Source organism: Nonomuraea sp. NPDC000554, assembly GCF_040300065.1.
GTDB lineage: Bacteria > Actinomycetota > Actinomycetes > Streptosporangiales > Streptosporangiaceae > Nonomuraea.
In genome coordinates, this window is record NZ_JBEPDC010000009.1 from 109,454 (window position 1) to 122,745 (window position 13,292).

12 protein-coding genes are annotated in these 13,292 nt (G+C 72.6%); 7 read left to right on the forward strand and 5 right to left on the reverse strand.

The genetic code is table 11. From position 1 onward, the window contains the following. Position 1 precedes the first annotated feature (1 nt). The 6 genes from ABT294_RS19085 to ABT294_RS19110 are packed head-to-tail and all read left to right on the forward strand — an operon-like array spanning position 2 to position 6,371. Complete coding sequence (locus tag ABT294_RS19085; protein WP_350807252.1) at positions 2-919, forward strand: complex I subunit 1 family protein; 918 nt, start codon at positions 2-4, stop codon at positions 917-919. After that, positions 919-1,416 carry an NADH-quinone oxidoreductase subunit J gene (locus ABT294_RS19090; protein ID WP_350807253.1) on the forward strand — a complete coding sequence of 166 codons (498 nt, stop codon included), beginning with the start codon at positions 919-921 and terminating at the stop codon, positions 1,414-1,416. Before ABT294_RS19085 ends, ABT294_RS19090 begins: the two co-directional genes overlap by 1 nt. After that, entirely contained in the window at positions 1,413-1,718 is a 306-nt protein-coding gene (nuoK, locus tag ABT294_RS19095; RefSeq protein ID WP_350807254.1) for an NADH-quinone oxidoreductase subunit NuoK, read from the forward strand. The genes ABT294_RS19090 and nuoK overlap by 4 nt, the downstream gene beginning before the upstream one ends. Then, positions 1,715-3,601: an NADH-quinone oxidoreductase subunit 5 family protein gene (locus tag ABT294_RS19100; RefSeq protein WP_350807256.1), complete on the forward strand. Its 1,887-nt coding sequence runs from the start codon at positions 1,715-1,717 to the stop codon at positions 3,599-3,601. Before nuoK ends, ABT294_RS19100 begins: the two co-directional genes overlap by 4 nt. Continuing rightward, complete coding sequence (locus ABT294_RS19105; protein ID WP_350807257.1) at positions 3,586-5,046, forward strand: complex I subunit 4 family protein; 1,461 nt, start codon at positions 3,586-3,588, stop codon at positions 5,044-5,046. Before ABT294_RS19100 ends, ABT294_RS19105 begins: the two co-directional genes overlap by 16 nt. Next, positions 5,043-6,371: an NADH-quinone oxidoreductase subunit N gene (locus ABT294_RS19110; RefSeq protein WP_350807259.1), complete on the forward strand. Its 1,329-nt coding sequence runs from the start codon at positions 5,043-5,045 to the stop codon at positions 6,369-6,371. The genes ABT294_RS19105 and ABT294_RS19110 overlap by 4 nt, the downstream gene beginning before the upstream one ends. Here the strand turns inward: ABT294_RS19110 and ABT294_RS19115 are convergent. The 4 genes from ABT294_RS19115 to ABT294_RS19130 form a co-directional block, all read right to left on the reverse strand. After that, positions 6,361-6,924: a TetR/AcrR family transcriptional regulator gene (locus ABT294_RS19115; RefSeq protein ID WP_350807260.1), complete on the reverse strand. Its 564-nt coding sequence runs from the start codon at positions 6,922-6,924 to the stop codon at positions 6,361-6,363. The two genes, ABT294_RS19110 and ABT294_RS19115, sit on opposite strands and share 11 nt — an antisense overlap. 83 nt (positions 6,925-7,007) lie before the next feature. Beyond that, positions 7,008-7,847, reverse strand: a complete 840-nt coding sequence (locus tag ABT294_RS19120) for a class II glutamine amidotransferase (protein ID WP_350807261.1) — start codon at positions 7,845-7,847, stop codon at positions 7,008-7,010. A gap of 154 nt (positions 7,848-8,001) precedes the next feature. Next, positions 8,002-8,661 (reverse strand): FadR/GntR family transcriptional regulator, encoded by a 660-nt coding sequence (locus tag ABT294_RS19125; RefSeq protein ID WP_350807263.1) that lies wholly within the window; start codon positions 8,659-8,661, stop codon positions 8,002-8,004. A gap of 191 nt (positions 8,662-8,852) precedes the next feature. Next, the gene (locus tag ABT294_RS19130; protein WP_350807264.1) at positions 8,853-10,019 is read right to left on the reverse strand and encodes an ADP-ribosylglycohydrolase family protein; all 1,167 of its coding nucleotides are present in this window, start codon (positions 10,017-10,019) and stop codon (positions 8,853-8,855) included. Positions 10,020-10,089: 70 nt separating this feature from the next. Here ABT294_RS19130 and ABT294_RS19135 point away from each other — a divergent pair, with 70 nt between their 5' ends. Further along, a complete protein-coding gene (locus tag ABT294_RS19135; protein ID WP_350807266.1) occupies positions 10,090-12,021 on the forward strand; it encodes a Xaa-Pro dipeptidyl-peptidase in 1,932 nt (643 codons plus the stop codon). On the opposite strand, the gene ABT294_RS19140 is transcribed toward ABT294_RS19135, so the two are convergent. Next, the gene (locus ABT294_RS19140) at positions 12,018-13,286 is read right to left on the reverse strand and encodes an RNA polymerase sigma factor (RefSeq protein ID WP_350807267.1); all 1,269 of its coding nucleotides are present in this window, start codon (positions 13,284-13,286) and stop codon (positions 12,018-12,020) included. The two genes, ABT294_RS19135 and ABT294_RS19140, sit on opposite strands and share 4 nt — an antisense overlap. Positions 13,287-13,292 lie beyond the last annotated feature (6 nt).

Sequence of the window (13,292 nt, forward strand, 5' to 3'; positions counted from 1 at the left end):
GATGGGGGAGGCGCTGGGGTTGGTCGTGTCGCTGGGAGCGCTCGCCTGGCTGGCCGCCGCGCTCGACGCCGCCCTGACGAACGGCGGGCCCTGGCGCGCCCAGGCGCGGGGTGGCGTGCTGTGGGGGGTCGGGGCGGTGGGCAGGGAGGTGGCCCGGCTGCTGGTCCAGCAGCGGCGGCGGACGTTGCTCCCCGACGCCCTGCTGACCCGGGCAGGAAGCGTGACCCTGCTCGTCGCCCCCGTCCTCGCCGCCGTGGTGCTGCCGCTCGGCCGTACCCCGGTGACCGACCTGGACGTCGGGATCGTCTGGTTCAACGCCATGGAGGTGTGCGTCTGGGGGGCGCTCTGGCTGGTCGGCTGGGGGGTGAACGCCGTCGGGCCGCTGGTCGGCGGGTACCGGTTCGTGGCGCAGGGGGTGGCGTACGAGCTGCCGCACATGTTCGCGCTGATCACGGTGGCGCTGGGGGCGGGGTCGCTGCGGTTCGGCGACGTCGTGGACGCCCAGCGTGAGATGTGGTTCGTCGTCTGGATGCCGGTGGCCTTCCTGGTGTACCTGGTCTCGGCGCTGGCCATGGCGTTCTGGGGCCCGATGGACCAGCCGCTCGGGCGGGACGTCGCCGGAGGGGTTCCCGCCGAGCTCTCCGGCCCGGACCGGCTGGTCTTCCAGGCCGGACGCTATGCGGTGCTCGTGGTGGTGGCCGCCGCCGCGGTACCGCTGTTCCTGGGCGGCGGGGCCGGCCCGGTGCTGCCCGCCTGGGCGTGGACCCTGGTCAAGACCGTCTCCGTGCTCGCCCTGCTGGTGGTGGCGAGGCACCGGCTGCCCGCCGTCCGGATGGATCGGTTCATGGGGTTCGCCTGGACGGTGCTGATTCCCGCCACGCTCGCGCAACTGCTGGTCGTCGGGATCGTGGTGCTGTGATGGACGTCGCCTTCTGGTGCCTGGGCGTGCTCGCGGTGGCGTCCGGGGTCGCGGTGTTCGTGGTCGACTCGATGGCCAGGGCGACGTTCGCGCTGCTGGCGTCGCTGCTGGCGGTGGGCGGCACGTTCCTGCTGATCGACCTGCGCTACCTGGGCGCGCTGATCGTCTTGATGATGGTCATGGAGATGCTCGTGATGGCCGTCTTCATGATCATGTACATGATGAACCCGGCGGGCCTGATGCCGATGACGATGGTCCACAACAGGCGAGGCGCCGCGGCCATCGCCGTCGCCGTGTTCGTGCTGCTGGCGGCGGGGGCGCTGCTGGCTCCCTGGCCGTCCAGGAAGGGACGGCCGCCCCCCGACCCCACGCACGCGCTCGGGCTGTCGATCATGGGGCAGAAGATGCTGGTGATGATGGTCATCGGAGCCGCGATCCTGGCGACGATGATCGCCACGGTGGTGCTCGCCACGCACAGGGGGCGGTACGACCGATGACCCTGCAGACCTTCCTGCTGCTCGCCGCCGCGCTGTTCGCGGTCGGGCTGTACGGCGCGCTGTCGCAGCAGTCGATCGTCATGCTGATGATGGGCCTGGAACTGATGATCAACGGCCTGATCGTGGCGGGCGGCGCGTTCTGGTACTACGTCGCGCCGGGCAGCGCGGACGGGCAGGTCCTTGTGCTGGTGGCGGTGACCGTGATGGCCCTGGAGATGGCGATGGGCTTCGCCGTCGCCACCGCGATCTTCCGCTCCCGCGACGTGAACGTGACCGACGACGCCGGGGACCTCAAGGGATGAACGCCCTGCTCTGGCTGCTGCCCGGCCTGCCCGCCGTCGCGGGCGGGCTCCTCCTGCTGGTACGCCGGGCGCCCCGGGCCGTCGCGATCGCCGTGGCCGCGGCGACGCTGGCGCTGGCCGGATGGGCGGCGGCGGCCCGTCCGAGCGTGAGCACGCAGCTGTTCGGCCCGTCCGGGCTGGCCGTGGACGGGCTGTCGGCGGTGCTGGCCGTCACCGTGGCGGCGGTGGCGCTGGCCGTGCTGGTGTTCGCGGCGGGAGAGCTGCGCGAGGCCAGGTTCCACGGGCTGATGCTGATCTTCGTCGGCGCGATGCTGGCCACGGTCACCGCCACCGACCTGGTGCTGCTGCTGATGGCCTGGGAGGTCATGGGCGCGATGTCGTACGCGCTCATCGGCTACTGGTGGCGGGACCCGGTGCGCGCGCGGTCCGCGACCATCGCGTTCGTCACCACCCGGGCGGGCGACCTGGGGCTCTACCTGGCCGCCGGAGCCGCACTCGCCGGGACGACGGCGCCGGGTCCGGCAGCACTGGCGCTGGCCGGGCTGCCCGCGAACGGCCGGCGCGACCTCGTCGCAGCCGGGATCGTCGTCGCCGCGCTGGGCAAGTCGGCGCAGCTGCCGTTCTCCTTCTGGCTGTCGCGGGCGATGGCGGGCCCCAGCCCCGTGTCCGCGCTGCTGCACTCGGCGACCATGGTGGCGGCGGGCGCGTACCTGCTGCTGCGCGTCGAGCCGCTGCTCGCCGCCACCGGGTGGGCGGCGACACTGGTGGCCTGGACGGGGGCGCTGACCGCACTGCTGCTCGGGGCCGTCGCAGTGGCCCAGCGGGACCTCAAACAGTTGCTGGCGGCGTCCACCTGCGCGCAACTGGGGTTCATGGTGCTCGCGGCGGGCGTGTCCGCCGTGGCGGGCGGCACGGCGGACCTCGTGGCGCACGCCGCGGTCAAGAGCCTGCTGTTCCTCGCGGCGGGGGCGTGGCTGACCGCGCTCGGCACCGAGCGGCTGGCCGAGCTGCACGGCGCCGCCCGGCGATATCCGCTGGTCGGCGTCGCGTTCGGGATCGGGGCGCTGGCGCTCGCCGGGGTGCCGCCGCTGTCGCTCTGGCTGACGAAGGACGCGATCCTCGCCGCCGTGCGCCAGCCCGCGCTGTACGCGGTGGCGCTCGCGGGGGCGCTGCTGTCGGCCGGGTACGCCGCCCGGGCGCTGGTGGCGGTGTGGCGGCCCGCCGACGGCCGCTCCAGGGACGAGGGAACCGGGCGGGTGGGGGTGCTGGAGCGGCTCCCGCTGCCGGTGCTCGCCGTCGGCGCGGCCACGCTCGGGCTGCCGCTGCTGCTCGACGGCTGGTCGCGGCTCGTGGGACGGGCGGGCGTGCCGGGCCCGTCCGCGGTGGAGCTCGCCGTCTCCGGCGGGCTGGCCCTGGCCGTGGTCCTCGCCGTCACGGTGGCGGCGGGACGGGCCCAAGCGGCGGTGTCCGGCGAGCGGCCCTCGAAGGCGGGGGAGGTGCGGCTCCCCGCGAAGGCGGCGGCTGTTTCCGGCGGGCTGCTCGGGGAGTGGCTCCGGCTGGAGGCGGTGGCGGTGGTGGTCGGGTGGCGGCCGCTCGTGGCGCTGGCCCGGGCGGCGGCCTGGTTCGACGACCGGGTCCTCGACGCGGCCGTCAACGCCGTGCCCCGGGCCGGAATGGCCGCCGCCCGCCTCGCCGCCAGGCCGTTCGAGACGGGCGTGGACGGGATCGTCCAGACGGTGGCCGCGGCAGCGGGACGGCTGGGCGCGCTCGCCCGGCGTCCGCAGACCGGGCAGATCCATACCTACTTTGCCCAGGCCGCCGTGGGCCTGATCCTGCTGGCCGTCGTCTTCGCGCTGATGAGGTGCGCGTGCTCTCCCTGGTGATCTTCCTGCCGCTGGTCGTGGCCGTGCCGCTGGCCGCGTTCCGGCTGCCCGGACGGGTCGCCGCGTGGGCGCGGGTCGCCGCCTCGGCGGTCGACCTGGCGCTCGTCGTCCGGATGTGGGCGGGCCACCGGGGCGGCCTCGGGTACGAGGAGCGGCTGAGGTGGATGCCGTCGGTGGGCGCGGGCTATCACGTGGGCGTCGACGGGCTGTCGCTGCCGCTGATCGCGATGACGGCGCTGCTGTTCCTGCTCTGCGCCGGGTACTCGCTGCGCGAGCCGAGGCGGCCACGGGCGTACGCGGCGCTCTTCCTGTTCCTGCAGACGGTCTCGACGGGCCTGTTCGCCGCGCTGGACCTGCTGCTCTTCTTCGTCTTCTTCGACCTGTCGATCGTCGGCATGTACTTCGTGATCGTCGGCTGGGGCCACGGCGACAGGGCCAGGTCGGCGCTGAAGTTCTTCCTCTACACCTTCCTCGGTTCGCTGGCGCTCCTGCTGGGCTTCATCGGCCTGTACCTCGGCAGCGAACCGCACACCTTCGACATGGTCGAGCTGACCGCGCACCCGTCAAGGGCGGGCGCGCTGGTGCTGCTCGCGATCGGGGTCGGGCTGGCGGTCAAGACGCCGACGGTGCCCTTCCACACGTGGCTGCCGCCCGCCCACACCGACGCGCCCGCCGCGGGCTCGGCGATCCTCGCCGGAGTGCTGCTGAAGATGGGGACGTACGGATTCGCGCGGATCGCCCTGCCGATGCTGCCCGAGGCGTGGCGGTCCTACGCCCGGGTGGTCATCGTGATCGGCGTCGTCAGCGTGCTGTACGGCGCCCTGGTCGCCCTGGCGCAGGAGAACCTGAAACGGCTGGTCGCGTACACGTCCGTGAACCATATGGGGTACATCGTGCTGGCCTTCGGCGCCGCGGGCCTGGCCGGCGGGACGCCCGCCAGGGAGCTGGCGGTCAGCGGCGCGGTCGTCCAGATGGTCAGCCACGGGCTCGTCACGGGGGCGCTGTTCCTGCTGACCGGTGTCCTGTGGGACCGCGCGGAGAGCTATGAGCTGGGCCGGTACGGCGGCCTGGCGGGCAGGGCGCCGGTGCTGACAGGGCTCACCGCCGTGGCCGTGTTCGCCTCGCTCGGCCTCCCCGGCCTGTCCGGATTCATCGCGGAATTTCAGATCTTCACGGGCGTGATCGGGGCGGGGGCGGTCTGGGCGGGCGCGCTCGCCATCCTGGGCATCCTGATCACCGCCGCGCTGTTCCTGCGCGTCCTGCACCGGGCCTTCCTCGGCTCGCCCGGCGAGCTGACGCCGCGAGTCACCGACGTGCGCCCGCGCGAGCTGGCCGCGATCGCGCCGCTGCTCGCGCTGTCGCTGGCCATCGGCCTCGTCCCCCGCTGGCTGCTCGACGTCGTCGAGCCCGCCTCGGCCGCCATCGTGAACCTGGTCAGCCGATGACCGCGAACCCGCTGGACCTGCTGCCCGAGCTGCTGATCCTGGCCGGCGCGGTGACCGGGCTGCTCACCGGCCTGGTCGCGCCCCGGCACCGGCAGCGGATCGTCGCCTGGATCTGCGGCCTCGCCCTGGCGGGAGCCGCGGCCGCCACCGTCGCGGTACTCGGCGCGCCCGGCATGACGGCCTTCGACGCCTACGCCGTCGACCCGCTCACCGACGCCGCCCGGCTCATCGTCGCGCTCGCCACCCTGTTCACGCTCTGCCTCGCCGCCGGCTGGGCCAGGGGGAACAGCCGCGAGACCGAGGTGTACACGCTGATCCTGCTCTCCGCGCTCGGCACCGTCCTCATGGCCGGCGCCGGCGACCTGCTCGTGCTCGTCGCCGCGTACCTGCTGGCCAGCATCCCCGCGTACGCGCTCGCCGGCTTCGCCAAGGACGCGCCGGGCACCGAGGCTGCGCTCAAGTACTACCTGATGGGCGCGTTCCTCGGCGTGCTGATGCTGGCGGGCGTCACCATCACGTACGGCGCCGCGGGCGCGACCTCCTACGCGGGGCTGCGCGCCCCCGTCGCGGGCGTCATCCTCCTGCTGGCCGGGCTGCTGTTCAAGGCCGGAGGCGTGCCCGCGCACTTCTGGGTGCCGGACGTGACCGAGGGCGCGTCCAGGCCGGTGGCCGCGTTCGTGACGACCGTGCCGAAGATCGGCGCGTTCGTGGCGCTGTTCCGGCTGTCGGGCTCGGCGTTCCAGGAACCGGACCTGCTCGCGGTCGTCGCCGTGGCCACCATGACGCTCGGCAACCTGGCCGCCTTCTCCCAGGACAACGTGCGCCGCCTGCTCGCCTACTCGACGATCAGCCAGGCCGGCTACCTGCTGGTGCCCGTCGCCGTCGCGGGACGCACCGACCTCGCGGAACCGGCGCTGCTGTTCTACCTGGCCGCCTACGCGGTCACCAACCTCGGCGCGTTCGCCGTGGTCGCCGCCACCGGCCTCGACAACCTGCGCGACTACGCCGGGCTGGCCCGCCGCTCGCCGTGGGCCGCGTTCGCGCTGGTCACCTGCCTGCTGGGGCTGATCGGGACGCCGCCGACGGCCGTCTTCCTGGGCAAACTGCTCATGCTCGCGGCGGCCTGGGACGGCGGCTACGCCTGGCTGGCCGTCGTGGCCGCCGCCAACACGGTGGCCAGCGTCTTCTACAACGTGCGCTGGATCCGTCCGGTCTTCGCCCTGGAGGGGACGGGGACGCCGGTCGTGGGCTGGCAGGCGCAGGTGGCCGCCGTGGCCTCGGTCGTCCTCGGGATGGCGGGCGGGATCGTCCTGCTCATCCCCTGAGCAGCGAGCGCAGCGTCAGCGTGAGCGCCTCGCCCGCGTCGGCCCGGTCGAGCCGGCCCGCCTCGACCTCGCCCGCGGCCGTGTGCAGGATCGCGAAGAACGTGCTGACCAGCCACGACAGGGGCAGGTCGGTGCGGAAGTCGCCGTCGTCGCGGCCACGGGCGATCAGCCGTTCGATCCGGCGCAACGGCTGCGCGTGATGCTCGCGGATCCGCTCGGACGGCATCATCCGGTCGGCGGCGACGAACAGCGCGCTGTGCCGGTCGAGCACCTCCCACGACGACCGGACCAGCCTCGACAGGGCCTCCACGGCGGGCAGCACGTCCAGCTGCGGGTCCTCCAGGCTCGCGTCGGCCAGCGCGACCGCGCGGGTGAGCACCGCCTCGACCAGCGACTCCCGCGACGGGAAGTGCCCGTAGAGGGTCACCCTCCCGACGCCCGCCGCCTTGGCGACCTCCGCGACACTCGCGGATGGATCGGAACTCAGCACCCGCTGGCCCGCGTCGAGGATCGCGGCGATGTTCCGTTCGGCGTCGGCACGGCGGGTGACCATGCGGCGAGCCTAGCGCGACGAACGTCCAGGACGATGGGCGCGGTGACGGCGAGATCGACCCGCAGGACGGCGGCGCGCCATACCTACGAGGGCGGCGTGGGGCGGAACGGATGTGTCTCATGCGTCCCGTGTTCGATCACGATGTACGTCGACTCGGGCACCTCGTTCCAGGCGCCAGGCAGGTCTCGCAGCGGCTCGGAAACGACGAGCCGCGCGTCGTCGGACAGCTGCTCCTGGGCGAAGACCTCCGGGTGCAGTTGCCGGAGACTGCGTACTTCGGTGCTGTAGAACAGGGACCGCGACCGACCCACGCTGGAGTACCGGAAGGACCACAACCGCTCACCGTCGGAGGTCGCGATGGTCATCTGGACCGGGTGCTCGACGCCGTGCAGTCGCCCGATCCGCTCAACGAAGCCGACCATCCGCTTCACCGCCGCAGGCGGGTCGTCGCGCAGCCCGAAGGTGAGCGCGAGGAAGAACATGACCTCCGAGTCCGTCGAGCCCAGGATCGCCGGGTAGAGCTCTGGGTCAACGGCGAATACAAGATCACGTTTGAGGCGGCTGAAGTCGGCGATCGACCCGTTGTGCATCCACAGCCACCGTCCGTACCTGAAGGGGTGGCAGTTGGTCTGCTGCACCGCGGATCCGGTGGAGGCGCGAACGTGCGCGAAGAACAGCCGCGAGCGGAAGTGGCCGGCGAGCTCGCGCAGGTTCAGGTCGCTCCACGCCGGTGTGGTGCTCCGGACCACCGTGGGCGGGATGTCGGTGCCGTCTTCGTACAAGCCCAGACCGTACCCGTCGCCGTTGGTGGTCTCGGCTCCCAACCGGGCGAAGCGGCTCTGCTCGATCAGCGAATGCTCCGGTTTGAAGAGGAGTTCGTCAAGAATGATCGGAGAACCGCTGTAGGCGAGCCATCTGCACATGCGTGCTTCCTACCCTCGACCGCGTCCCCCATCGCATCGGTGTCCTGCCAGGTCAGGCCGGCAGGGTGGCCTGGCCGAGGTCGGCGGGCTCGGCGCCGGCGGCGGCTTCCGTCTGCGCAGCCCGCGCGACGCGGCGGGCGGGCTGCGCGGGGCTTCAGAGGTCGCGTTGCTGCTGGTCGAGGATGGCCACGGAGACCGCCACCGCGCGGGACGCGTCGCCGTCCTCGATCGCGCGCAGCAGGTCCTCGTGCGAGGTGTCGGGTTCGAGTGCGGCCTCCTCCATGCCCCGGACACTGTCGCGCAGTGCCTCGCTCATGCTCCGGTACAGCTCGCCGAGCAGCGGGTTGTGCGCGGCGTCCGCCACCCGCAGGTGGAAGTCGACGTCCGCGTCGGCGAAACCGTCGAGGTCGCCCGCGCGGCCCGCCGCGTTTCTGCGTCGCAGTGTCTCGTGCAGGCCCTGCAGGTCCTGCTCGGTCCGCTTGGTCGCCGCCAGCCGGGCCGCCACCAGGTCCAGGCCGCGCCGGACGTCGATGATGTCCATCGCGGCCGCCTTGTCGAGGCGGCGGCGGAGCGCGATCTTCGACTCGTCCGTCGCCGTGACGTACGTGCCGTCGCCCTGCCTGGTGGTCAGCAGGCCGGCGTGCGCCAGCACCCGCACCGCCTCGCGCACCGACAGCCTGCTCATGCCGAGCGACTCGGCGAGCTGGCTCTCGGACGGGATCTTCGTCCCCACCGGCCACGCCCCGCTCGTGATCTCCTCGCGGAGCTCCTCGATGGCGGCGTCGACGAGGGAGGTCCGCGCCACGTTTCGCATGCAACCTCTTCTCTGGTCCTCAGGTCCTTCCCAGCCTAAGCCGATCAACGGGCAACTCTCGGAGAAGCGATGGCCGCATCCGGCCACTCGCCGATGTCTGTTCGGGGAGGCGCTCGTCCAAGGGCGTGGTCGTCGTGTCGGTCTCCTGCTCGGGGAGTGGTCGCCCTGGTGGGCGCTGTCGGTCGTGCTGCTCAGAGGGTGTCCCAGCCGGCGGCCTGGCACAGGTCGTCGGCGAGGCGCTCGATCGTGTCACGTCCCTCGAGAGGGCGCAGCCAGCTCGCCGGGAGCGCGGACGCGCCGTGCAGCGCCCCCAGGAGGTTGCCGCAGACCGAGCCGGTCGAGTCGCTGTCTCCCGAGTGGTTGACCGACAGCAGCAGAGCGCGTTCCACGGACGGCTCCGCCAGCGCGCAGTAGACGCCGATGGCCAGCGCCTCCTCGGCGACCCACGCGCCGCCGAGCGACTCGACGGTCTCCGGAGTGCGCTCACCGCCGCCGGCGAGTGTGACCGCCGCCCGTAGCGCGCCGGACGTCTCCTCGTGCCGGGGGTGGTGGCTCAGCAGGTCGAGTGTGTGGGACACGGAGTCCGCCAGCGGCCGGCCCGCCATGAGGTGGGCGACGATCGCGGCGAACGCCCCCGCGGCCAGGTAACCGGTGGGGTGTCCGTGGGTGATCTGCGCACAGGCGGCGGCCAGCTCGAACGCGTCCCGCGGGTCTTGCGCCGCCGGTCGCCCGCCCGGGGGACGCGCGGTGAGTAGTCCGAACGGCGCCGAGCGCATCACGGTGCCGCATCCCTTGGACGACGGGTTCACCGGCCCCGGCTCCCCCAACGGGGACGGCCCGGGAAAGGGCTGATGGAGCCCCGACAGGCAGGCGTTGCCCGGTGCCCTGCGGGAGTACAGCCAGCCCTCCTCGCGCAGCCGCCCGGTGCGGTGCGATCGGTCCGACGGCGGCGGAGTGGGGTGGTCCTGGGTGTCCAGCCACCGCAGGTACGCCTCCCGCACCGCGACGACCACGTCCCCTGAACCGACACCTGAGCCGACACCGCCGATCCCGGCGGCATCCGAAGCGTTCCCACCCGAGGCGCTTCCGCCGGCAGCCGGAAGGTCCCTGCTCGATGTGACAGTGCTCGCTGAGAGGCGCAGGGCGCGGGTGAGGGCTTCGACGGTGAACAGGGTCATCTGGGTGTCGTCGGTGATCAGGCCGGTTCTGCCGCGCCAGTCGTGGACGTAGCCGGCGACGCCCTCCCGGCCGTGGATTCTGCGGATGTCCCTGAGCGACGCGAACTCGACGGGCGCGCCCAGCGCGTCGCCGATCGCCCCGCCGAGCAGGCAGCCTCGGACTCGGTCTGCACCGTTCATGGAAAGAATCTTGTCAGGTTCCTGGCCGTTTGAGAGATTGCGGGTACTTTTCTCTCCCAGGAGGACACGCGTGCCACCCTTACGCCCGGCCTTCCTCGCCGTCGCCCTCACCCTGGCTCTCGCGACCCCCGCCCAGGCGGACACGCCCACGATCACGCCGACGATCACCCTCCAGAACGGCCGCACCCAGCCGGTCTTCTCCTATGCGGACGCGGTCCGCGAGCACGTCTACGTCGAGTCGAGTGTCGACAGCGACTCCGACGGCCGGCTCGACAGGGTCCGGGTCGACATCATCAGGCCCAAGGAGTCCGGCCCGGGGCTCAAAGTGCCGGTGATCATGGATGAGAGCCCTTACTACGACAACTCGGGACGCGGCAACGAGGGCGAACGCAAGATCTACGACGCTTCCGGAAATGTCGCGAAATTCCCGTTGTTCTACGACAACTACTTCGTGCCGCGCGGCTACGCCGTCCTCAACGTGGACATGCTCGGCACCACCAGGTCCGACGGCTGCCCCGACATCGGCGGCGAGGCCGACGTGCTGGGCGGCAAGGCGGTCATCGACTGGCTGAACGGCAGGGCCAAGGCCTTCCGCGCCGACGGCTCCCCGGCCGTCGCCGACTGGACCACCGGCAAGGCCGGGATGATCGGCAAGTCCTACGACGGCACCCTCGCCAACGCCGTCGCCGCGACAGGCGTCGAGGGCCTGGAGACGATCGTGCCGATCTCGGCGATCAGCTCCTGGTACAGGTACCAGCGGTCGAACGGCGTGATCTACAACCACGACTACGCGTCCTGGCTGGCGAACTACGTCGACACCGACCCCGAGGCCAAGTGCCAGGCCGTCCGGGACCGGATGGACGCCGAGGACGGCGACGACACCGGCGACTACAACGCCTTCTGGAACGAGCGCGACTACCTCGCCGGCCGGCTCGGCGACGTGTCCAAGGTCAGGGCCAGCGTGTTCGTCGTGCACACGGTCAACGACCTGAACGTCAAGCCGGACAACTTCTCCACCTGGTGGCAGGGGCTGGCCAGGCGCGGCGTGCCGCGCAAGATCTGGGTCGGCCAGTACCAGCACGTGGACCCGTTCGACTTCGAGGGCCGCAGGGACCTGTGGGTCGACACCCTGCACCGCTGGTTCGACCGCTGGCTGCAGGGGGTGCGCAACGACGTCATGGCCGAGCCGCGCGCCGACGTGCAGCTGGGCCCGGCCCAGTGGATCACCCAGCGTGACTGGCCGGCCCCGTCGGCCGCCAGGCTGCCGCTCCGTCCCGCCGGCGACGGCACGCTGGGGCTGGTGCCCGCGGCCAAGGGCGCGACCGCCACGTTCACCGACGTGGCGCTCCAGGAGTCGGACATGATCGCCGACGTGGGCACGTCCAAGCCGGGACGGGTCGCGTTCACCACCGGCGCGCTGCCGCTCGACCTGCGCCTGTCGGGCACGCCCACGGCCGAGCTGCGGGTCAAACTGGACAAGCCCACCTCCAACCTGACGGCGATGCTCGTCGACTTGGGCGACGCCACCCGGGTCGACTGGCGGCGCGGCCAGGGCATCACCACCCTCGCCGAGGAGGACTGCCACGGCGAGAGCACCGCGGCCGACGACGCCTGCTACAAGAAGGTCGCCACGAACGTCGCCACCCGTCCCGCGGAGATCGTCGCGCGGGGCTGGATCGACGTGCGCAACCGCGACTCGCTGAGCAGCCCGGCGCCGCTGCCGCCAGGGACGTACGGCACGGTCAGATGGCAGACGCTGCCGCAGGACTACACGTTCAGGAAGGGCCACAGGCTCGCCCTGGTGGTCGCGGGCACCGACGCCACCTACAGCGACGAGGAGGGCACGGGCGCGACCGTGACCGTCGACCTCGCCAGGAGCAGCGTCTCCGTCCCGACCACGGTCGGCACGCCGCTGACGGACGTGCCGAAGGACGCGACCACCTTCCGCGGGCCGAGGCGCTTCGACCTGCCGCAGCCCGAGCAGGAGTTCACCTTCTTCTAACCGGTGTGGTCTCCCAGGTCGAGCGTGACAGCCGGCCCGGGCTGGGAGACCACGCTCGACCGCTGCCGGGCGTGGACGGCCGACCAGGCCAGCGCCGCGAGCAGGATCGCGATGCCGATGAGCAGCCCCACCTTGGCCACCGACCTGAACGTGATGCGGGCCTCGGGGTCGGCCTCGTCTGGACGGTCCCGCCAGAACTCCTCCCACCTGTGCTCCTCCTCCGACGTGACCTCCTCGTACAGGACCGCCGAGGAGGAGGCGACGGAGGCGACCGGAGCAGCGAGCGGGACCGTACGGGCGGGCCTCACGGGCGGCGGGAACGGCGCCACCCGCGAGGGCTCCGCGGGCGGCGGGAACGGCGCCACCCGGGAGGGTTTCGGGGCCGCGCGGGAGTGCTTCGGCGGCGGCGAGGTGGTGCGCTCCTGGCCCGCGACGGCCGCGCCCGCCGCGGGCCAGGAGCTTTCCCCGGTCCCCGTCGTGGGGCCGGAGACCGGGGAGGTCGGAGGTGGAACGGGGTCCTGCAGGGCGTGCGGCTGGAACGGGAACCCGTCCATCCGCCACAGGCCCCGCACGTCCGGCATCGGGCGGGCTCGCCCCAGCCAGTCCCGCAGGGTGCCGGGAGCGGCGGCGAGCGGCAGCTGGCGCAGGAGGCGGGCCGCCCCCAGGGTCCTGGGGGCGGCCCGGCAGGCCGCACAGGCCGGGATGTGGTGGCTGATCTGCGTGCGCGTCCGCCTACCGGGCGCCCTCGCCCACGCGGAGACCAGTGCCGCGAGCCGGACACACCCCTCACTGGTCCTGGCTGCGATCACCGCGGCGAACCACTTCTCCAGCCCGTCGGCGGCCTCATCCACCATGGACTCCACCAGGCCCGCCCCCACCCCGAAGACCGCCGCGATCTCCTCGTGGGTGAGGCCGTGCCGTACCGACAGGTCCAGCAGCTCCCGCTGCGGCCCGGGGAGCGTGATCAGCGCCTCGGGCAGCAGGTCGGGCATCTTTCCCGGACGCGACCACGTCCCGGTGCTCGCCGGGGAGGCGACCGCGCCGCGGTGGGAGCGGGCCAGCCCGTAGAGCCAGGGACGCAGCCGCGACTGGTCGGGCATCAGCTTGGCGCGGGCGTGCGCCGACAGCAGCGACCCCGCCACCGCCAGCTCGGCGTCCGCGGGAGACAGCTCGGTCAGGCAGTAGTCGTACAGGTGGGAGCCGTAGTCGTCGCACAGCTCGCCGATCGCGGCGCGCGCGTCGTCCGAGAGATCCCGCCACATCATCCGGAT